General features: G+C 67.2%; 15 protein-coding genes and 1 pseudogene. 14 read left to right on the forward strand and 2 right to left on the reverse strand.

From position 1 onward, the window contains the following. Positions 1-34: 34 nt before the first annotated feature. Both EXZ48_RS14400 and EXZ48_RS14405 read left to right on the forward strand, forming a co-directional pair. Positions 35-637 (forward strand): dual specificity protein phosphatase, encoded by a 603-nt coding sequence (locus EXZ48_RS14400; RefSeq protein ID WP_207900430.1) that lies wholly within the window; start codon positions 35-37, stop codon positions 635-637. Then, the gene (locus tag EXZ48_RS14405; RefSeq protein ID WP_165909356.1) at positions 634-2,223 is read left to right on the forward strand and encodes a metallophosphoesterase; all 1,590 of its coding nucleotides are present in this window, start codon (positions 634-636) and stop codon (positions 2,221-2,223) included. Before EXZ48_RS14400 ends, EXZ48_RS14405 begins: the two co-directional genes overlap by 4 nt. 97 nt (positions 2,224-2,320) lie before the next feature. Here EXZ48_RS14405 and EXZ48_RS14410 read toward each other — a convergent pair whose 3' ends face one another. After that, positions 2,321-3,337: a substrate-binding domain-containing protein gene (locus EXZ48_RS14410; RefSeq protein WP_023517343.1), complete on the reverse strand. Its 1,017-nt coding sequence runs from the start codon at positions 3,335-3,337 to the stop codon at positions 2,321-2,323. 303 nt (positions 3,338-3,640) lie between these two features. On the opposite strand from EXZ48_RS14410, the gene EXZ48_RS14415 reads away from it, so the two are divergent. The 7 genes and pseudogenes from EXZ48_RS14415 to EXZ48_RS14450 all read left to right on the forward strand — a co-directional run bounded on the left by EXZ48_RS14415 (position 3,641) and on the right by EXZ48_RS14450 (position 11,111). Continuing rightward, positions 3,641-4,483 (forward strand): LysR family transcriptional regulator, encoded by an 843-nt coding sequence (locus tag EXZ48_RS14415; RefSeq protein WP_130516608.1) that lies wholly within the window; start codon positions 3,641-3,643, stop codon positions 4,481-4,483. A 178-nt stretch (positions 4,484-4,661) separates the two neighbouring features. Continuing rightward, positions 4,662-6,272, forward strand: a complete 1,611-nt coding sequence (locus EXZ48_RS14420) for an ABC transporter substrate-binding protein (protein ID WP_130516609.1) — start codon at positions 4,662-4,664, stop codon at positions 6,270-6,272. 253 nt (positions 6,273-6,525) lie between these two features. Beyond that, complete coding sequence (locus EXZ48_RS14430; protein ID WP_130516610.1) at positions 6,526-7,515, forward strand: ABC transporter permease; 990 nt, start codon at positions 6,526-6,528, stop codon at positions 7,513-7,515. After that, positions 7,512-8,330: pseudogene (locus tag EXZ48_RS14435) on the forward strand (ABC transporter permease); the annotation flags it as partial. The gene EXZ48_RS14430 and the pseudogene EXZ48_RS14435, both read left to right, overlap by 4 nt. Positions 8,331-8,465: 135 nt before the next feature. Then, positions 8,466-9,230 carry an ABC transporter ATP-binding protein gene (locus EXZ48_RS14440; RefSeq protein WP_245462121.1) on the forward strand — a complete coding sequence of 255 codons (765 nt, stop codon included), beginning with the start codon at positions 8,466-8,468 and terminating at the stop codon, positions 9,228-9,230. Then, positions 9,227-10,024 (forward strand): ABC transporter ATP-binding protein, encoded by a 798-nt coding sequence (locus EXZ48_RS14445; RefSeq protein ID WP_130516611.1) that lies wholly within the window; start codon positions 9,227-9,229, stop codon positions 10,022-10,024. Before EXZ48_RS14440 ends, EXZ48_RS14445 begins: the two co-directional genes overlap by 4 nt. Continuing rightward, entirely contained in the window at positions 10,014-11,111 is a 1,098-nt protein-coding gene (locus tag EXZ48_RS14450; protein WP_130516612.1) for an alanine--glyoxylate aminotransferase family protein, read from the forward strand. The genes EXZ48_RS14445 and EXZ48_RS14450 overlap by 11 nt, the downstream gene beginning before the upstream one ends. Here EXZ48_RS14450 and EXZ48_RS14455 read toward each other — a convergent pair. Next, positions 11,096-11,908, reverse strand: coding sequence for an alpha/beta fold hydrolase (locus tag EXZ48_RS14455; protein ID WP_130516613.1), 813 nt, complete (start codon positions 11,906-11,908; stop codon positions 11,096-11,098). The two genes, EXZ48_RS14450 and EXZ48_RS14455, sit on opposite strands and share 16 nt — an antisense overlap. 355 nt (positions 11,909-12,263) lie before the next feature. Between EXZ48_RS14455 and EXZ48_RS14460 the strand changes: the two genes are divergently transcribed. The 5 genes from EXZ48_RS14460 (at position 12,264) to nirD (ending at position 18,529) form a co-directional block, all read left to right on the forward strand. After that, complete coding sequence (locus EXZ48_RS14460; protein ID WP_130516614.1) at positions 12,264-12,878, forward strand: ANTAR domain-containing response regulator; 615 nt, start codon at positions 12,264-12,266, stop codon at positions 12,876-12,878. Next, positions 12,875-14,086 carry a CmpA/NrtA family ABC transporter substrate-binding protein gene (locus tag EXZ48_RS14465; RefSeq protein ID WP_130516615.1) on the forward strand — a complete coding sequence of 404 codons (1,212 nt, stop codon included), beginning with the start codon at positions 12,875-12,877 and terminating at the stop codon, positions 14,084-14,086. Before EXZ48_RS14460 ends, EXZ48_RS14465 begins: the two co-directional genes overlap by 4 nt. Before the next feature lie 415 nt (positions 14,087-14,501). Further along, entirely contained in the window at positions 14,502-15,728 is a 1,227-nt protein-coding gene (locus EXZ48_RS14470) for a nitrate/nitrite transporter (protein WP_130516616.1), read from the forward strand. Positions 15,729-15,737: 9 nt separating this feature from the next. Then, positions 15,738-18,188 (forward strand): nitrite reductase large subunit NirB, encoded by a 2,451-nt coding sequence (nirB, locus tag EXZ48_RS14475; protein WP_130516617.1) that lies wholly within the window; start codon positions 15,738-15,740, stop codon positions 18,186-18,188. Between the two features lie 5 nt (positions 18,189-18,193). Next, positions 18,194-18,529, forward strand: a complete 336-nt coding sequence (nirD, locus tag EXZ48_RS14480; protein ID WP_245462087.1) for a nitrite reductase small subunit NirD — start codon at positions 18,194-18,196, stop codon at positions 18,527-18,529. The last annotated feature ends 30 nt before the right edge of the window (positions 18,530-18,559 follow it).

The following is an 18,559-nucleotide window of genomic DNA, read 5'->3' on the forward strand; positions in this document are numbered from 1 at the left end:
CGAAAAGAAAACCCGCCATTACGATCGCCCGTCGATCAGCCGCGTCTACGAAAACCTGCCGGGCTTCGGCGTCGATCTCTTCGTCGGCGGCCGCGAGGGAGCATCGGACGTACCGCTGCTGCGCGAGAACGGCATTTCCACCGTGCTCAACTGTGCGGTCAATCTCGACTTCAACTATGTCGCGGCGCCCGATGAGGTCTCGCATGACAGCCGCGTCGGCTACGGCCCGGCACCCATCCGCTACTACAAGCTCGGCATTGTCGACGGTCCCGGCAATCCCGACACGATGTTCCTCGCCGGTTACTACCAGCTGCTCGGCGCGCTGCAGCAGATACTTCCCGAAAAGCCGAGCTACCCGATGCGCGAGCGCGGCAACGTGCTGGTCAACTGCCGGGCCGGGCGTTCCCGCTCGGTGATCCTCGCCGCGCTGCTGCTGCACCTGCAGATCCCCGGCGAATTCCCGACGCTCGCCTCCGCCGTCGACCATGTGCGGGTGAAGCGCGCGCTGCACCCCGACGAATGGCACGAGACGCCGAAGCCCATGCTGGTCGCCGCCGCCGAAAGCGCCGCCGGCTGGGTGCGCCTCGTCGAGGCCGACCGTGCCCGCGCTGCCGCCCCCGCAAGGGCCACCGCATGATCCGCATCGCCGTCATTGCCGATCCGCATGTGCATGATTGTGCCTGGATACCGGACGGTTCGGGCCTGCCCGGCGCCATCCGCAGCTTCGCCGAGACCGCCGCCTCGACCCGCGTCTTCAACGAGAGCATCCCCGCCTTCCGCGCGGCGCTGGACCGCGTCGCCGCGTCAGGCGCGAAGATCGTGCTCCTCGTCGGCGACCTCACCGACGACGGCCAGCGGCCGAATATCCGCGCCGCGCTTGCCCTTGTTGCGGAGTATCGGGAGCGCCATGGCATCCGCGTGCTGATGACCCCCGGCAACCACGATTTCTATGCCCTTGCCGGCCGGCCGCAGGACAAGAGCTTCCTCATGACCGACGGCACGCCGCTGCTCCTGCGCAGCGCCGATTGCCCGGAGGCGGCAACGCTCGGCACGGCGGAGGCGCTTGCCATGCTCTCCGGCCTCGGCTTCACGCCGGAAGCCGGCGATCTCCACTGGGAAAGCCCCTTCGGCACCGACCCCGCCTGGTCGGCACGCAGTTGCGAAGCGGTGAGCCCGGACGGCGGCACGCGCTGCCGGATGATCGATTCCTCCTATCTCGTCGAGCCGGTGGAAGGCCTCTGGGTGCTCGCCATCGACGCCAATGTCTGCGTGCCGCGCGACGGGGCGGACGATCTTACCGATCCTGCCCAGTTCCACGATCCGACCGACGGCGGCTGGCGGGCGGTGCTCGCGCATCGCGCCCATCTTTTCGACTGGATGGCGGACGTGGCGGCGCGGGCGAAGGACAAAGGCAAGCGGCTCGTCGCCTTCTCGCATTATCCGGCGCTCGATCCGCTCGGCGGCGTGTCGAGCGAGGAGGTCGCGCTGTTCGGCGCCACCGGCCTTGCCCGCCGCGCGCCGACGGCTGCGGTGGCCGATGCGTTTGCCGCCACCGGCGTCTCCCTGCATTTTTCCGGCCATCTTCATGTCAACGACACGGCGCGGCACGAGACGGGCGCGGGGCGCTTCGTCAATATCGCGGTGCCCTCGCCGGTCGGCTACGGGCCGGGGCTGAAGATCGTCGATCTCCATGCCGATCGCAGCGAGATCCGCACGCTCTCGCTGCGGCAGGTGCCCGGCCATGACGCAGCCTTTGCGGCCTATCGCGCCGAGGCGGCGCGGGAAGGAGCGGAGGAGCCTGCCGCCAGCTCGGCGGCCGATCATGGCGCCTTCCTCAGCCGCCATCTGGTCAATCTCGTGCACGGGCGCTATCTCGCACGCGAATGGCCGCGCGAGATGGTGGAGTTCGCGCGCACGGCGACGGTCGCCGATCTTCTTGAAGCGCTTGGGTTCGACCGCGCCGGCGCGCCGGCCTTCGGCCTCGGCGCGCTCGTCGAGGACTGGTATCGGCTGCGCAAGGCGGGTGAACTCAGCCATGCGGACATCGCAGCCGACCGGCTGGCCTACTATCGGGACCTCTGCGCAAGGGCGCCGCATATCGAGGGCGACGGCCTGCCGGCCCGCTTCGCCACGCTGCTGCGCATGATGCGCGCCTATCTCGAACGCCCGCCGAACCGGGATTTCTCCCTCAGCCTGCCCGACCTTGCCGTCAGGGCACTTTAGAGTTTGTCAGGGAAAAGTGGGAACCGGTTTTCCCGAAGAGAAAAACGAACACAAAGAAACCTAGAACCTGTCAGGTTCAGAATGAACCTGACAGGTTCTAGGGCCGTACGCTCTTGCGCCAGGCGACCTGCGTCGGCAGGCGCTTGGGCGGGGCGGGCTCGGCCTCGTCCTTCTCGATGATGGCGACGATATGGTCGGCGATCGCGCCAATCGGCTGGCGGAAGGTGGTGAGGTTGTAGCCGATCCAGCCCGCCTGCGGGATATCGTCGAAGCCGACGACGCAGAGCGCCTCGGGGATGTCGAGGCGGAATTCCAGCCGGGCCACATCCATGAAGCCGAGCGCCAGCAGGTCGGTGACGCAGAACACGCCGTCCGGCCGGCTGGAGGCCCCGAGCAGCTGGCGGGCGCCCTCCGCGCCGGTCGCGTAGCTGGTCGGCCCGGCACGGCTGACCTGGGCTTCAAGCCCGAGCTCGGCGGCAGCGGCGACGAAGGACTGTTCGCGCGTCACGATGCTCGGCGTGCCGGCCGTCGAGCTGACCACGGCAAGGCGCCGGCAGCCGGCGCGGTGCAGCATGAGGCAGGCTTCGCGCGCAGCGCTCTCGTTGTCCACCAGCACGATCTCCGGCCCCTCGATCGGGTCGTCGCGGTTGATGAGGATCACGCGCTGGCCGTTCTCGATGCAGGTCTCGATCAGCGAGACAGGCGGGGCGCCTGACACCACCACCGTGGCGTCCGCCCGGTAGTTCAGCGTCTGGCGCAGGGCCGCCTCGACATTGTCCGGCTGGCCGGCGGTATTCAGCACCATCACCACCTTGCCGATCGCCTGCAGCTTGCGCGTGGTGACCTCCACCACATTGGAGTGGAAAGGCGCCTGAAGTTCCGCCACGATCATGCAGACGATGCCGGACCGGTGATGGATCAGCCCGCGCGCCAGATGGTTGACGTGGTATCCGAGTTTTTCCGCCGCCGCGAGCACCTTGGCACGCGTTGCCGGCGAAACGCTGGCCCCGTCGGTGAAGGTGCGCGAGACGGCCGAGCGCGAGACGCCCGCAAGCTCGGCCACGCGAATGGCGCTGACCGAGGCCTTTTTCGGCCTGGATCTGGGTGTCGACACGTCTTCCTGCCTCCGGTGGCGTCTACGCCTACTTGCGCATATTCTTCGCCCTGTGCAAAGCGGCGCCGGGGCAGATTTCTCCGGAAAAACCGGAAATCATGCGGAGTATTCCCGCACTTTCATGCCAGGCCCCTCACAGGTTTTCGCACGGCTGTGCAAAGAGCGCTCACGCTGGCGTCATGCGCGTCGACACGATGGTCCGCCGCTTCCCGCAGTCGGAAGGCTCGGCCAGCGGAAAGACGGAAGGCAAGCCGCATCAAATCCTGTATGAAGGCAAAATAATTGCACTCAACGGGGGATTCCATGGATATCGACCGGGCGCGCACCTTCCTCGAGATCGTCCATACCGGCAGCTTCCTGAAGGCTTCCGAGCGGCTGCACATCACCCAGACGACGGTGAGTGCGCGCATCCGCACGCTGGAGGAGGCACTGGGGCGCAAGCTTTTCGTGCGCACGCGCAACGGAGCCGCATTGACCGCTGCCGGCCGCGAATTCGAGCGTTTCGCGCAATCCTTCGTCCAGGTCTGGGAGCGGGCACGCCAGCAGCTCACCGTGCCACCGGGTAGAACCTCGGTCGTGGCGGTGGGCGGCGAGATGAGCCTGTGGAACCCGCTGATGCTCGACTGGCTGGTCTGGATGAAGGGCAATTGCCCTGCCATCGCCATCCATGCCGCCGTCGGCATGCCCGACCAGCTGCTCGAGCAGCTGCGCACCGGCGTGCTCGATGTCGCCGTGCTCTACGCGCCGAAGCTGATGCCGGGCTTCAAGGTCGAGCTGATGGAGGAGGAACGGCTCGTGCTGGTGCGCAGGGTTGCCAGCTCGGGAGAGAGCGGTCTGCCGGACTATGTGCATGTCGACTGGGGGCCGCAATTTGCCGGGCAGGGCGGTTTCGGGCCGGCGGGGTTTGCCGAACCGGCGCTGAAGGTGGATTTCGGTCCGCTCGCCCTCCACTATATTCTGCGCACGGGCGGCATGGGCTATTTCCGCAAGGGAACCGTCGCGCCCCATCTGGCAGCGGGCAACCTTGAGCGGGTGGAAGATGCCCCCGAATTCCCCTATCCGGCCTATGCCGTCTATCCGGAAACGGCCGAGGCCCGGCAGGATGTGCAGGAGGCCCTGCGCGGCCTGCGGCAGGTCCCTTCCTGACGTTACGGGAGACGGCGCTACAACGCGATTTTCCGCCGCCCGCAACAGGCATGCGGTAATGGAATGTCACCCGGACAAGATTTTGTTGTTGCCGGCGGCAAGAGGAGAATTTCCTGCCTATGTTAACCGGCGAATCGCCGCCAATATCGGCAGCAAACGCTGACCGCAGGAGACAAAGATGCTGATCGCGAATCCCACCCGGCGCTCGTTCTTGCAGGCCGGGGCCGTCCTTCTCGCCTCGACGGCGCTGCCGGCCATCGCACGTGCCGAAAGTGCGCCTGCCGGCGGCCGGCTGGTGGTGGCGGCCGATTCCGAACCGAAGAACCTCAACCCCGCGATCGTTGCCTCCAACGGCGTGTTCTTCGTCGCCAGCAAGGTCGTCGAGCCGCTGGCGGAAGCCGCCTTTGCGGGCGAGGACGGGCTGTCACCCCGCCTTGCGACGGGCTGGGAGGGGTCGGAAGACGGCCTTTCGGTCACCTTCCGCCTGCGCGAGGGTGTGACTTGGCACGACGGCAAACCCTTCACATCAGCCGATGTCGCCTTTTCGGCCCTGGAGGTCTGGAAACCGCTGCAGAATCTTGGCCGCATCGTCTTCGCCCATCTTGAGGCCGTCGAAACGCCGGACGCTGCCACTGCCGTCTTCCGCTTTTCCAAGCCCACACCGCTGCAGCTCATCCGCAATGCCCTGCCGGTCGTCAGCAGCGTCATCCCGAAACATCTCTACGAGGGCACGGATATCGCGACAAATCCGGCGAACACCCGGCTCGTCGGCACCGGCCCCTTCCGCTTCGCCGAATACAAGCCGGGCGAATATTATCGCCTGACACGGAACGAGGCCTATTGGGACAAGGACCAGCCGAAGCTCGACGAGATCATCTTCCGCGTTCTGCCGGACCGCGCCGGAGCCGGTGCGGCGCTGGAGGCGGAGGAAATCCAGCTTGCCGCCTTCTCCGCCGTTCCGCTCGCCGATCTCGACCGCATCTCCAAGGTGCCGGGCCTTGCGGTCATCACCAAGGGCTACGAGGCGCTGACCTACCAGCTCGTCGTGGAGATCAACCACCGCCGCAAGGAACTCGCCGACCTCAGGGTGCGCCAGGCGATCGCTCACGCCATCGACAAGAAATTCGTCGTCGACACGATCTTCCTCGGCTATGCCGAAGCCTCGACCGGCCCGGTGCCGAAGAACGCGCCGCAATTTTACGAAGCCGACGTGCCAGCCTATGCCTTCGACATCGCGAAGGCCAATGCCCTGCTCGACGCGGCCGGCTATGCGAAGGGCGAAACCGGCACGCGCTTCACGCTGAAGCTGCGCCCGGCGCCCTATTTCAACGAGACGCGACAGTTCGGCGACTATCTCCGCCAGGCACTCGCCGAAATCGGCATCGATGCGGAGCTGGTGAACGCGGATTCGGCCGCCCATCAGAAAGCCGTCTATACCGACCACGATTTCGACCTTGCCGTCGCCCCGCCGGTCTTCCGCGGCGATCCGGCGATCTCCACGACCATTCTCGTGCAGTCGGGCATTCCGGCCGGCGTCGGCTTCTCCAACCAGGGCGGTTATGCCAACACCGAGCTCGACGCCGTCATCGCAAAGGCGGCGGAGACGATCGACACGACAGCCCGCACCGACCTCTACCGCCAGTTCCAGAAGCTGGTCGCCGCCGACCTGCCGCTGATCAACGTCGCCGAATGGGGCTTCATCACGGTGGCGCGCGACAGCGTGCTCAACGTCGCCAGCAATCCGCGCTGGGCGGTGTCGAACTGGGCCGATACCGCGCTCAAGGCGTGACGGGCGTTGCCGTGAACAGCTCTCACCTTCTCGGGGTAAATGGCAATCGCATAGGATACCAGCACCCCCCTCTGCCCTGCCGGGCATCTCCCCCACAAGGGCAGAGATCAGCAAGAAGCAAGAGCCTCGCTCAAACCGCAGCGTGGAAGATGGGCGAGACGGCGCTCCATTCGGTCTCCCTCCCTGTGGGGGAGATGCCCGGCAGGGCAGAGGGGGGTGGTTCCCGCACCACGCCCCCCATCCGGCGCACCCCATGACCCGTGCCCTCCGCCTCACCGCACGCCGCGCTCTCAGCAGCATTCCGGTGCTGATGATCGTCATCGTCATGACCTTTCTGCTGCTGGAGACCGCGGCGGGGGATGCGGTCGATGCCTACCTGCTTTCCATCGGCGGCGGGGACGCGGCGATTGCGCAGTCGCTGCGGCAGGCCTATGGGCTCGACCAGTCCATGCCGGCCCGGCTGTGGCTCTATCTCTCCTCGCTCGCCCGGTTCGATCTCGGCTGGTCCGTCGCCTTCGACCGGCCGGTTCTCGGGCTGATCGTCGAGCGCCTGCCGAACACGCTGCTTTTGATGGGAAGCGCCACCGCACTCGCCTTCGCCTTCGGCTCGACGCTCGGCATTCTCGCCGGCGCGCGGCCGGGCAACCTGCGCGACCGGCTGCTTTCCACCGTCTCGCTGGTCGTCTATGCCATACCGGGCTTCTGGCTCGGTCTGGTGCTCGCCATCGTCTTTGCCGTGCAGCTACGCTGGCTGCCAACCTCGGGCATCGAGACGGTCGCCTCCGGCCGCACGGGCCTTTCCCGCGCCGCCGACATCGCGGCCCATCTCGTCCTGCCCGTCGGCACGCTGGCGCTCCTCTATACCGCCCTGTTCCTGCGCGTCATGCGCGCCGGCATGGCCGGCATCTGGCGGCTGGATTTCGTGCTCTTCGCCCGGGCCAAGGGGCTTTCGCGCCCTCGCATCGTCCTGCGCCATGTGGCGCGCAATGCGCTCCTGCCGCTCGTCACCATGCTTGGCCTGCAGGCCGCCGCCATGCTCGGCGGCAGCGTCGTCATCGAGAGCATCTTCGCCATTCCCGGTTTCGGGCGCCTGGCGCAGGAGGCCGTAAGTGGGCGCGACGCGGCGCTGCTCTGCGGCATCATCGTCACGAGCGCCGTTCTGGTCATCCTCGTCAATCTCCTCGTCGACATCGTCTATGCCGCGCTCGATCCGCGTGTCGGCGCCGCGGAGCGCGGCGCATGATCCTCGTCCGCACCGTCCTGCGCCAGCCTGAAGCGGCGACCGGCCTTGTGCTCCTCGCCGTGCTTGCGCTTCTCGCGCTGCTGGCGCCCGTTCTCTTCCCTGGCGATCCGCTGAAGATCGCCGGCCGGGCGCTGACCGTGCCCTTCACCGATCCCGCCTTTCCGCTCGGCACCGACCGGCTCGGCCGCGACGTGCTGGCCGGCATCGTGCACGGCGCGCGCACCTCGCTCTTCGTCGGCCTTGCGGCGGCGCTCGCGGCGCTGGCAATCGGCCTTTCGGTGGGGCTTGCAGCGGGCTTTGCCGGGGGGATTGCAGACGAGGCGCTGATGCGCGTGGTCGATGCCTTCCAGATCGTGCCGAGCTTCCTTCTGGCGCTCGCCTTCGTCAGCGTCGTCGGGCCTTCAGTGCCGGTCGTGGTGCTGGCCATCGCGCTCGGCGCCTGGGCGGATCCTGCGCGGCTCACCCGTGCCGAGGTGCTGTCCGCGCGCGAGCGGGACTATGTCGCCGCCGCGCGTGTTGCCGGCATGCACCCGGTGGAGATCGCCCTGCGCGAGATCCTGCCCAATGTGCTACCGCCGGTGCTGGCGCTCTCGGCCATCATCGTCGCCGCCGCCATCCTGACGGAGGCGGCGCTCTCCTTCCTCGGCCTCGGCGATCCGAATGTCGTCACCTGGGGCTCGATGATCGCCGAGGGGCGCAACGTCCTGCGCTCCGCGCCCTTCCTGTCGATCTTTCCCGGCCTCGCTTTGGTCGCGACGGTGATCGGCGTCTACCTGTTCAGCGAGGGGCTGACCAATGCGCTTGCGGGGGAGGGGAGAGCAAACGTCAATGAAGGAAAGAAGCGTCGAAGCCGCGGCAAATCCTCCTCTTTGCCCGGCAGGGCAGAGAGGGATGACAGCGCTGGCGACAATCCTCCTGCCGAACAGGGAGAGGAGGGCGTGCTCTGCCGGGTGAAAAACCTCTCCGTCACCTATCGCGGCCAGGAGACGCCGGCGCTGAGGGATCTCGACCTTCCGATCCGCGTCGGTGAGCGGCTGGCGATCATCGGCGAAAGCGGCTCGGGCAAGAGCACCTTTGCGCGGGCACTGGCCGGGCTCCTGCCCGACGGGGCCGAGATGGAGGGCAGGGTGCACTGGACGGGAAGCGCCGCGCCGCGTGCCGGCCGCGATCTCGGTTACGTGCTGCAGGACCCCTCCGCCAGCCTCAACCCGGTGCTGACGATCGGCGAACAGGTGGCCGAAGGCGCCCGCCGGCATCTCGGCCTTTCCTGGCTCGAGGCGCGCGCCCGCGCGCTCGACATGCTGGAGCGGGTGCATCTTCCCGAGCCGAAAAAGCTGCTCGACGCCTATCCGCACCAGCTCTCGGGCGGCCAGCGCCAGCGCGTGGCGATCGCCGCCGCACTCGCCGCCCGCCCGGGGCTGCTCATTGCCGACGAGCCGACCAGCGCGCTCGACATGGTGGTGCAGGCGGAGATCGTCGCGCTGCTCGACGAACTGGTGCGCGCGGCGGGGATGACACTCGTCTTCATCACCCACGACATCGCGCTGGCCGCCGGCTTTGCCGATCGGGTGGCGATCTTCAAGGACGGGGCGCTCGTCGAAACCGGTCCCGCGGCCGCCGTGCTTGCCGCCCCGCACGCGACGTATACGAAGCAGCTGGTCGCCAGCCACCGCGATCTCGCCTCCACGCCGCTGGTCGGGGAGATCGGCGCATGAGCCTCCTCGTCGCGGACAATCTCAGCAAGCGCTTTTCCTACGGCGGCCGAACCGTGGCAGCGCTGAACGATGTCTCGCTCAGCCTTGCCGCGGGGGAAACCCTCGGCCTTGCCGGCGCCTCCGGCAGCGGCAAGTCCACGCTGGCGCGCATCCTCACCCGGCTCTTGCCCGCCGATGGCGGCAGCGTGCGCTTTGCCGGCGAGGACTGGCTCGGCCTGTCGGGCGCGGACCTGCGCCACCGCCGCGCCCGCATGCAGATGGTGTTCCAGGACGTCGCCGGCGCCTTCAATCCGCGCGCCACCGTGGCCGCCGCGCTCGACGATCCCCTGCGCATCCACGCCGTGGTGCCGAAGGCCGAGCGGCCGCGCGAGATCGCCGCCCTGCTCGAACGGGTCGGCGTGCCCGCCGCCTATGCCGGCCGCGCGGTCCGCGACCTCTCCGGCGGCCAGCGCCAGCGCGTCGCCATCGCCCGCGCCATCGCCACACGCCCGGCGTTGATCGTGCTTGACGAGGCGGTCTCGGCGCTCGACGTCTCGGTGCGCGAACGCATCCTGATGCTGCTCGCCACGTTGCAGGAAGAACGCGGCATCGCCTATCTCTTCGTCTCGCACGACCTGGCCGTGCTGCGCGCGCTCTCCCACCGCATCGCCGTGATGGAGGCCGGACGCATCGTCGAATGCGGGCCGGCGGGCGGCGTCATCGCCGACCCGCAATCGCCCGCCGCCCGCGCCCTCATCCGCGCCGTGCCGCGCCTCCTCCCCCCGGAAAGCAAGGAAAGCCCCGATGGCCGCTGACCGCTGGAACGCCCTCAACGATGTGCCAGATTTCCCGGCCGGCCGCCTCGGACCGCTCGCCGACCGGATTGCCCGCATCCTGAAGACCCGCAACGACATCCTGCTCTTCCAGACGGAGGCCGTCGTGGCACTGGAGGCGGTGGCGAGCAGCATCGCGCGGCCGGGGCTGACGGCGCTCAACATCGTCACCAGCCCCTTCGGCGCCTGGTTCGGCGACTGGCTGCGGCGCAGCGGGGCGAAGGTCGTCACGCTTTCGGCCGAAGCCGCCCGACCCATCGACGTCGAGAGCGTGAAGGCGGCCTTCCACACCCATCCCGAAGTGAAGGCCGTCATCCTCTGCCATGCCGAATCGGCGAACGGCGTACTCAACCCGCTGGCGGAGATCGCCGACGCCGCCCGCGCACGCGGCATCGTGACGATCGTCGACGCCGTCGCCTCGGTGGCCGGGCATGCGCTCGATGTCGACGCGCTTGGCATCGATATTGCCGTGATCGGCCCGCAGAAATCGCTGGCCGGGCCGGCCGGGGTCTGCGCACTGTCAGTGAGCCGGGCTGCCTGGGCGCTGATTTCCGCGGAGGGCGGAGTACGGAACTCAACGCTCTCCCTGCTCGATCGCCGGGACTGGCTCGACAGCGGGCGCGGTGCACTGCCCGGTACGGCGGCACCGCTGGAGTTCTTCGCCCTCGAGGCCGCGCTCGACCGCTTCGAGGCCGAAGGAGCCGACGCCGTGCTCGCCCGCCATGCCCGGGCGGCAGCCGCGACGCGTGACGGCCTCCTGGCACTCGGCGCCCATCCCTGGGCGGACCCGGGCCGGGCGTCCCATCTCGTCACCACCGCGGCGCTGCCAGAGACTGTTGATCCCGACCTGTTCCTTGCCGCCGCCGCGCCGCTCGACATGGAGCTTTCCGCCGGCATCGGCCCGGGCGCCGGACGGCTGGTACGGCTCAACCATACCGGCCGCCGCGCGCGCTTCGATATCGTGCTCGGCAATGTGCTCGCCTATGGCATCGCCCTTCAGAAATGCGGCGCCCCGGCGGATCTTGCGGCCGCCGCCGCGGCGGTCGCCGCCCATTACGGCGCGGACTGAAGCCGGTCGAGGAAATCGAGTACCGTGCGATTGAAGAGGTCCGGCCGCTGCAACGGGGCGAAATGGCTGACGCCGGGCAGCACCCTAAGCGTGGCACCGGGAATGGTGCGGGCCAGATAGGCGGCGTGTTCCTGCCGGATGAATTCGTCCCCTTCGCCGATGACGATGGCGACCGGCACCCGGATGGCGGCGAGCTGCGCGGCGCTGTAGTCCGGCTCGCTCTGCATCATGCGCGAGACATCGGCCACGAAGCCGTCGAAATCATCGGGCGTCGCCGACAGGGCCGCATAGTCGAGACGGTGGCGATTAAAGCAACGGTCCAGCACCGGCGTCGGTTCCAGATCGCGCGCGCCGCCCGGGTCCATGTTGCAGGCGAAGAAGAACACGCCCTCGACCCGTTCGGGATGCCGGTCGGCAAGGATGAGCGCTGTTACGGCGCCATCGCTCCAGCCGACGAGGCCCGCCGTTTGAAGACCGAGATGATCCATGACCGCAAGCACGTCCTCTGCCATGCGGACATAGCCGAACGGCCCGGCATCGCGCGTGCTGCGGCCATGCCCGCGACTGTCGAGGACGAGCACCGTGCGGCCCGCCGCCATCAGCGCCGGCACCTGATGGCCCCAGTTGCCGGCATGGCCGAGCCCGCCATGCAGCAGCGCGACGGCCGGGCCGGCGCCATGCATGCTGAACCAGATTCGCGCGCCGTCGCGCGCGACAAAACCCTGCCGGCCACCTGCCGGAAGCGGCGGCGCGCCCTCCGCCTCGAAAATTTTCAGATCGTCGTCGTTCACCTGCATGGGCTTCTCCCTGGCTTTTCTGGAAGACGGCCGAGCCTGGCGCCTCCCGACAAGCCTGCGCAAAAATCGGGCAGACGGTGCCGTCGCAAGAAGCAACGCAGCATTTGCATAGCTGCATTGCACAATAAATGTTTCCCATTTGGTCAAAAAAGCCGCATAGTGCCCTCAGTTGATGCACACAGCGGTTTTCCTCCCAGTGCCGCTGCATCAGCTGTTCCCCTCTGGAGGTTTTATGACCTTCACACTTCATGGGCCGCGGTTTCCGCTGGCCCATTTTTTTTGCCCGCAGCGCAGCTTGATTTTCCCGGCCATTCGGAGGCATCTGCCGAAGACCCTGACGCTGACACGGTGGGATATGAAACCGGGCGCACTGAACGTACTGGTCATCGACGAGAACCGCATTCGCGCCGCCATCATCGAGGAGGGGCTGCGCGATGCCGGCTATGCCGTCACCGTGGTCGAGGAGATGCAGGGCCTCGCCCGCCGCATCGCCGACCTCAATCCCGACGTCGTCGTCATCGACCTGGAAAACCCCAATCGCGACATGCTGGAGAGCATTTTCCAGCTCACCCGCGCCGTGCAGCGGCCCATCGCCATGTTCGTCGACAAGTCCGACGAGGCCTCCATCGAGGCGGCGGTGGAGGCGGGCGTCTCTGCCTATATCGTCGACGGGCTGAAGCAGGAGCGCGTGCGACCGATCCTCAAGATGGCGATCAGCCGCTTCAACGCCTTCTCCCGCCTCAACCGCGAACTGGAGGAGACGCGCAGCGAACTGGAGAACCGCAAGGTGATCGATCGCGCCAAGGGGCTCCTGATGCGCTCGCGCGGGCTTTCCGAGGAGGCGGCCTATGCGCTGCTGCGCCGCACGGCGATGAACCAGAACCGCAAGATCGCCGAGATCGCGCAAAGCCTCGTCACGGCGGCGAGCCTGCTCGATCCGGGAGCGCCCGATCCTGGAGCAAAGGAATGACGATGCGCCACGCCATCACCGCCGGCTTCGTGCCGCTGCTCGACAGTGCGCTGCTCGTCGCCGCCCGGGAAAAGGGTTTTGCCGAAGCGCAGTCGATCGACCTGACGCTGGTGCGCGAGCGCTCCTGGGCGAGCATCCGCGACCGCCTCGCCGTGCGCCAGTTCGACGTCGCCCATATTCTCGGCCCCATGCCGATCGCCTGCAATCTCGGCCTCTCCGCCCCGGCGCCGAAAATGATCGTGCCCATGGCGCTCGGCCTCGGCGGCAATGCCGTCACCGTTTCCGCCGTACTCTGGCAGGCGATGGCCGGGGCCGGCGCGACGGACGATCTCGACGCGCGCCGGAACGGCGCGGCGCTCCGGAAAGTCATCGACGGGCGCGGGGGCGAGCCGCTGCGCTTCGGCGTCGTGCATCCCTATTCCGGGCACAATTACGAACTGCGCTACTGGCTGGCCGCGAGCGGTGTCGATCCGGATCGCGACATCGAAATCCTCGTCCTGCCGCCGCCGGATATGGGCGATGCGCTCGCCGAGGGCCTGATCGACGGCTATTGCGCCGGCGAGCCGTGGAACACCTTTGGCGTTTTGAAACGCGGTGCGCATCTTGCAACGGTCAAGGCGGCGATCTGGAAATCCAGCCCGGAAAAGGTGCTCGGCGTCAACGCGCGCTGGGGCGAGGCGAACCCGGAGGCGCTGGCCGCGCTGCTCGTCGCGCTGCACCACGCCTCGATCTGGTGCGGTGATGCGCGCAACCACACGGAACTCGCCCGGCTGCTGGCGCTGCCCGCCTATGTCGGGCGCGCGGCGGACCTGCTGCTGCCGGCCCTCTCCGGCAACCTGCCGGTCGGCGGCAGCGTGGTGCGCCCGGTCGGCGATTTCTTCGTGCCGCATGCCAAGGCCGCGACCTTCCCGTGGAAGAGCCATGCCCTGTGGTTCTACACCCAGATGGTCCGCTGGCGGCAGGTGGCGCATACGGAGGCGAACCGTGAGATCGCCGCGAAGACCTATCGCCCGGATGTCTACCGCGCCGCGCTGAAGGCGCTCGGCATCGCCATGCCCTCGGCGAGCGCCAAGGTGGAGGGCGCGCTCACCACGGAGACGCCCGTCGGCTCCTCCGGCGCGCTGACGCTCGGCCCGGACGGCTTCTTCGATGGCGGGCGCTTCGATCCCGACGCGGTCGATGGCTATATCGCAGCGCAATCGCGCTAAAGTCCGTCAGCTTCATACTGAACCTGACGGACTTTAGCGTTCTTTGTTTTCGTTTGTCTTTTCGGGAAAACCGGGTTCCACTTTTCCCTGACAAACTCTCGCGCCTATTTTATACGCACTGCACAAAATTTAACGCCGCTCGTGCCGACGACGCATGCGCGCCGTCAAGCCGCCGCCCGTGAAAATGTTATAAATCAAAGGCTTGCCGAACTGGCACGCCGATTGCTTTTCTCTCCGTAGGCCTTCGGGTCACGATATCGGCGTCCAACGACGGGCGCCACCAGCAAAGCCGCTGATCGGGTTTTTTGCGCACATGGCCTCCCTCCGTGCCGCGCGAGAAAGACCTGGCCAGCGGCTTTTTGTTTTTCAACCCCCAAGATGGAGCGGCACGACCTTGTCGGGCCCCGGAGAAGCCATGTCCAAGCCCCAGCAACCCCTGTCCCCACGCGAACCCGCCATCGCCTTGTGGATGTCCACCTTCGCCTTCACCATCTGTTTCGCCGTCTGGACGATCTTTGCCATCATCGGCATCCGCATCAAGGAAGACCTCGGGCTCTCCGAAGCCCAGTTCGGTTTGCTCGTCGGCACGCCTATCCTCACTGGGTCGCTGGTGCGCATCCTGCTCGGCGTCTGGACGCCGCGCTTCGGCGGCCGCCTCGTCTATACGCTGACCATGCTGGCCGCGGCATTTTCCACGCTGCTGCTCTCGCATGCCGCCACCTTCCCGCAGATGCTGCTTGCCGGCCTTGGCGTCGGCCTTGCCGGCGGGTCCTTTGCGGTCGGCGTCGCCTATGTCTCGCCCTTCTTTCCGGCGGAAAAGCAGGGCACGGTGCTCGGCATCTTTGGCGCCGGCAATGTCGGCGCGGCGCTGACCAAATTCGTCGCACCCTTCGTGCTCGTCGCCGCCGGCTGGCAGATGGTGGCGGAAATCTGGGCGGCGGCGCTGATCCTCACCGCCTGCCTGTTCTGGTTCACCACCAGCGACGATCCGGCCTTCCGCAGCCGCCGCGCCGGCACGGCGCCGAAGCGCAGCCTCTTGCAGGAATTCGCCCCCCTGAAGAAGGCGCAGGTCTGGCGCTTCTCGCTCTACTATTTCTTCGCCTTCGGCGGCTTCGTGGCGCTGGCGCTCTGGCTGCCGCGCTACCTCGTCGGCGTCTATGGTTTCGATATCGCCACCGCCGGCATGGTCGCCGCCGCCTATTCCATCCCCGGCAGCATTTTTCGCGCGCTCGGCGGCATGCTGTCCGATCGCAAGGGCGCCCGCTCCGTCATGTACTGGATGTTCGGCGTTTCCGCGGTCGCGACGCTTATCCTCGCGCTGCCGTCCGGCGTCACGCCCGCCGTCTTCATCGTTACCGTCTTCGTGCTCGGCTTCGTCATGAGCCTCGGCAAGGCTGCGGTCTACAAGCACATCCCGGCCTATTACCCCGACAATGTCGGCGCGGTCGGCGGGGTGGTCGGCATGGTCGGCGGGCTCGGCGGCTTCGTGCTGCCCATCGCCTTCGGCCTGCTGAAGGACGCGACCGGCCTGTGGTCGAGCTGTTTCCTGCTGCTCTTCGCCGTCGTCGCCGTCTCGCTTGTCTGGATGCACCTCTCCATCCGCCAGATGGAGCGCCCCTCCGTCTCCCCCGTTGCCGCGTAAGGAAATCCCATGACCGAGAAACTCGTCATCGTCGGCAACGGCATGGCCCCCGGGCGCATGCTGGAGCACCTCCTCGAAAAGGCCCCCGGCCGCTATGAGGTCACCATCTTCAACGCCGAGCCGCGGGTGAACTACGATCGCATCATGCTCTCGCCGGTGCTTTCGGGCGAGAAGGACTACGAAGAGATCATCATCCACGGCGACGGCTGGTACATCAAACACGGCATCACACTCTACAAGGGCCACCGCATCATCGCCATCGACCGCGCCGCAAAAACCGTCACCTCCGATCACGGCGTCACCGAACGCTACGACAAGCTCGTCATCGCCACCGGCTCCGTGCCCTTCATCCTGCCGGTGCCGGGTCACGACATGCGCGGCGTCATCACCTATCGCGACCTCGACGATGTGCAGGCCATGCTGCTCGCCGCCCAGTCGCGCGAAAAGGCCGTGGTCATCGGCGGCGGCCTGCTCGGCCTCGAAGCCGCCGCGGGCCTTGCCGGCCGCGGCATGGATGTGACGGTGCTCCACGTCATGCCCACGCTGATGGACCGCCAGCTCGACCCCGCCGCCGGCTATCTCCTGCAAAGGGAGCTGGAAGGGCGCGGCATCAAGATCCTCTGCAAGGCGAACACCAAGGCCATTGTCGGCAACGGCAAGGTCGAGGGCATCGAACTGGACGACGGCCGCGTCATTCCCGCAACGCTCGTCGTCATGGCCGTCGGCATCCGCCCCAGCGTCGGCCTCGCCAAGGAGGCCGGCCTTGCCGTCAACCGCGGCATCGTCGTCGATCACGGCATGTTGACCTCCGACGGCAGCATTTTCGCGCTCGGCGAATGTGCGGAGGTGGGCGGCATGGTCTATGGCCTCGTCGCCCCGCTCTACGAGATGGCCCGCGTCGCCGCCGCGCATCTGGCCGGCGAGCACGCGGCCGCCTTCGTGCATTCCGATACGCCGACCAAGCTGAAGGTGACAGGCATCGAGCTTTTCTCGCTCGGCGATTTCGCCGACGGCGACGACCGGGAAGAAATCGTGCTGCGCGACGCCTCGGCCGGCGTCTACAAGCGGCTGGTGCTGAAGGACAACCGCATCATCGGCACGGTGCTCTATGGCGAGACCGCCGACGGCGCCTGGTTCAACGACCTCAAGAAGAAGCAGACCGACATTTCCGAGATGCGCGAGACGCTGATCTTCGGCCAGGCCTATCAGGGGGGCGCTCCGCTGGACCCTATGGCGGCCGTTGCAGCCTTGCCGGATGATGCGGAAATCTGCGGCTGCAACGGCGTCTGCAAGGGCAAAATCGTCTCGACCATCACCGAAAAGGGCCTGACCGCGCTCGACGAGGTGCGCGCCCACACCAAGGCGTCGGCCTCCTGCGGTTCCTGCACCGGCCTCGTCGAGCAGTTGATGACGCTGACGCTCGGCGACAGCTACAACCCCGCGGCCGTCCAGCCGATGTGCGGCTGCACCGATCTCGGCCATGACGACGTGCGCCGCCTGATCAAGGCGAAGGGGCTGAAGACCATTCCCGCCGTGCTGCAGGAGCTGGAATGGAAGACCTCCTGCGGCTGCGCCAAATGCCGCCCGGCGCTCAACTACTACCTCGTCTGCGATTTTCCGGATGAATATGCCGACGACTACCAGTCGCGCTTCATCAACGAGCGCGTGCACGCCAACATCCAGAAGGACGGCACCTATTCCGTCGTGCCGCGCATGTGGGGCGGCGTCACCAATGCCGGCGAATTGCGGGCGATTGCCGATGTGGTCGACAAGTTCGAAATCCCCCTCGTCAAGGTGACGGGCGGCCAGCGCATCGACCTGCTCGGCATCGAGAAGGAGGACCTGCCCGCGGTCTGGGCCGATCTCGGCAAGGCCGGCTTCATCTCCGGCCAGGCCTATGCCAAGGGCCTGCGCACCGTCAAAACCTGCGTCGGTTCCGACTGGTGCCGCTTCGGCACGCAGGATTCCACCGGGCTCGGCATCCGCATCGAAAAGTTCATGTGGGGCTCCTGGACGCCCGCCAAACTGAAGCTCGCCGTGTCCGGCTGTCCACGCAACTGCGCCGAGGCGACCTGCAAGGATATCGGCGTCATCTGCGTCGACAGCGGCTTCGAGATCCATTTCGCCGGCGCGGCGGGTCTCGACATCAAGGGCACCGAAGTTCTGGGCCTCGTGAAGACCGAGGACGAGGCGCTGGAGCATATCGTGGCGCTGACGCAGATGTACCGCGAGCAGGCGCGTTACCTGGAGCGCATCTACAAATGGGCCAAGCGCATCGGCCTCGACGAGATCCGCCGCCAGATCCTCGGCGATGCCGACAAGCGCAAGGCTTTTTACGAGCGCTTCGTCTTCTCGCAGAAATTCGCGCAGGTCGATCCGTGGTCGGAGCGGGTTTCCGGCAAGGACAAACACGAATTCAGGCCGATGGCGACCATCGGCTACGGCGAGGCCGCGGAATGAGGAACATGGACATGCGCTGGTTTCCCATCGGCAACATCGCCGACATCCCCCTGCGCGGCGCGCGCTGCGTGAAGACGCCCGAGGGCAAGATCGCTGTGTTCCGCACGGCGGAAAACGAGGTTTTCGCCATCGAGGACCATTGCCCGCACAAGGGCGGCCCGCTCTCGCAGGGCATCGTGCATGCGAAAGCCGTCACCTGCCCGCTGCACAACTGGGTGATCTCGCTGGAGACCGGCAGGGCGCTCGGCGCGGACGAGGGGGTCGTCAGGACCCTTCCGCTGCGCAACGAGGGCGGGGCGCTGTTCATCGCGCTCGAACAGCTGATGGCGGCGGCGGAGTAGGCGATGACAGGAGCCAGTCTCACCCCTCAT

This window comes from Shinella sp. JR1-6 (assembly GCF_004284735.1).
Lineage (GTDB): Bacteria > Pseudomonadota > Alphaproteobacteria > Rhizobiales > Rhizobiaceae > Shinella.

Excerpts from the sequence above, each read along its gene's own strand:
- EXZ48_RS14405 (WP_165909356.1), top strand. The coding sequence starts at position 634 with ATGATCCGCATCGCCGTCATTGCCGATCCGCATGTGCATGATTGTGCC.
- EXZ48_RS14415 (WP_130516608.1), top strand. The coding sequence starts at position 3,641 with ATGGATATCGACCGGGCGCGCACCTTCCTCGAGATCGTCCATACCGGC.
- EXZ48_RS14450 (WP_130516612.1), top strand. The coding sequence starts at position 10,014 with ATGGCCGCTGACCGCTGGAACGCCCTCAACGATGTGCCAGATTTCCCG.
- EXZ48_RS14460 (WP_130516614.1), top strand. The coding sequence starts at position 12,264 with ATGAAACCGGGCGCACTGAACGTACTGGTCATCGACGAGAACCGCATT.
- EXZ48_RS14465 (WP_130516615.1), top strand. The coding sequence starts at position 12,875 with ATGACGATGCGCCACGCCATCACCGCCGGCTTCGTGCCGCTGCTCGAC.
- EXZ48_RS14420 (WP_130516609.1), top strand. The coding sequence starts at position 4,662 with ATGCTGATCGCGAATCCCACCCGGCGCTCGTTCTTGCAGGCCGGGGCC.
- nirB (WP_130516617.1), top strand. The coding sequence starts at position 15,738 with ATGACCGAGAAACTCGTCATCGTCGGCAACGGCATGGCCCCCGGGCGC.
- nirD (WP_245462087.1), top strand. The coding sequence starts at position 18,194 with ATGGACATGCGCTGGTTTCCCATCGGCAACATCGCCGACATCCCCCTG.
- EXZ48_RS14470 (WP_130516616.1), top strand. The coding sequence starts at position 14,502 with ATGTCCAAGCCCCAGCAACCCCTGTCCCCACGCGAACCCGCCATCGCC.
- EXZ48_RS14455 (WP_130516613.1), bottom strand. The coding sequence starts at position 11,908 with ATGCAGGTGAACGACGACGATCTGAAAATTTTCGAGGCGGAGGGCGCG.
- EXZ48_RS14445 (WP_130516611.1), top strand. The coding sequence starts at position 9,227 with ATGAGCCTCCTCGTCGCGGACAATCTCAGCAAGCGCTTTTCCTACGGC.
- EXZ48_RS14430 (WP_130516610.1), top strand. The coding sequence starts at position 6,526 with ATGACCCGTGCCCTCCGCCTCACCGCACGCCGCGCTCTCAGCAGCATT.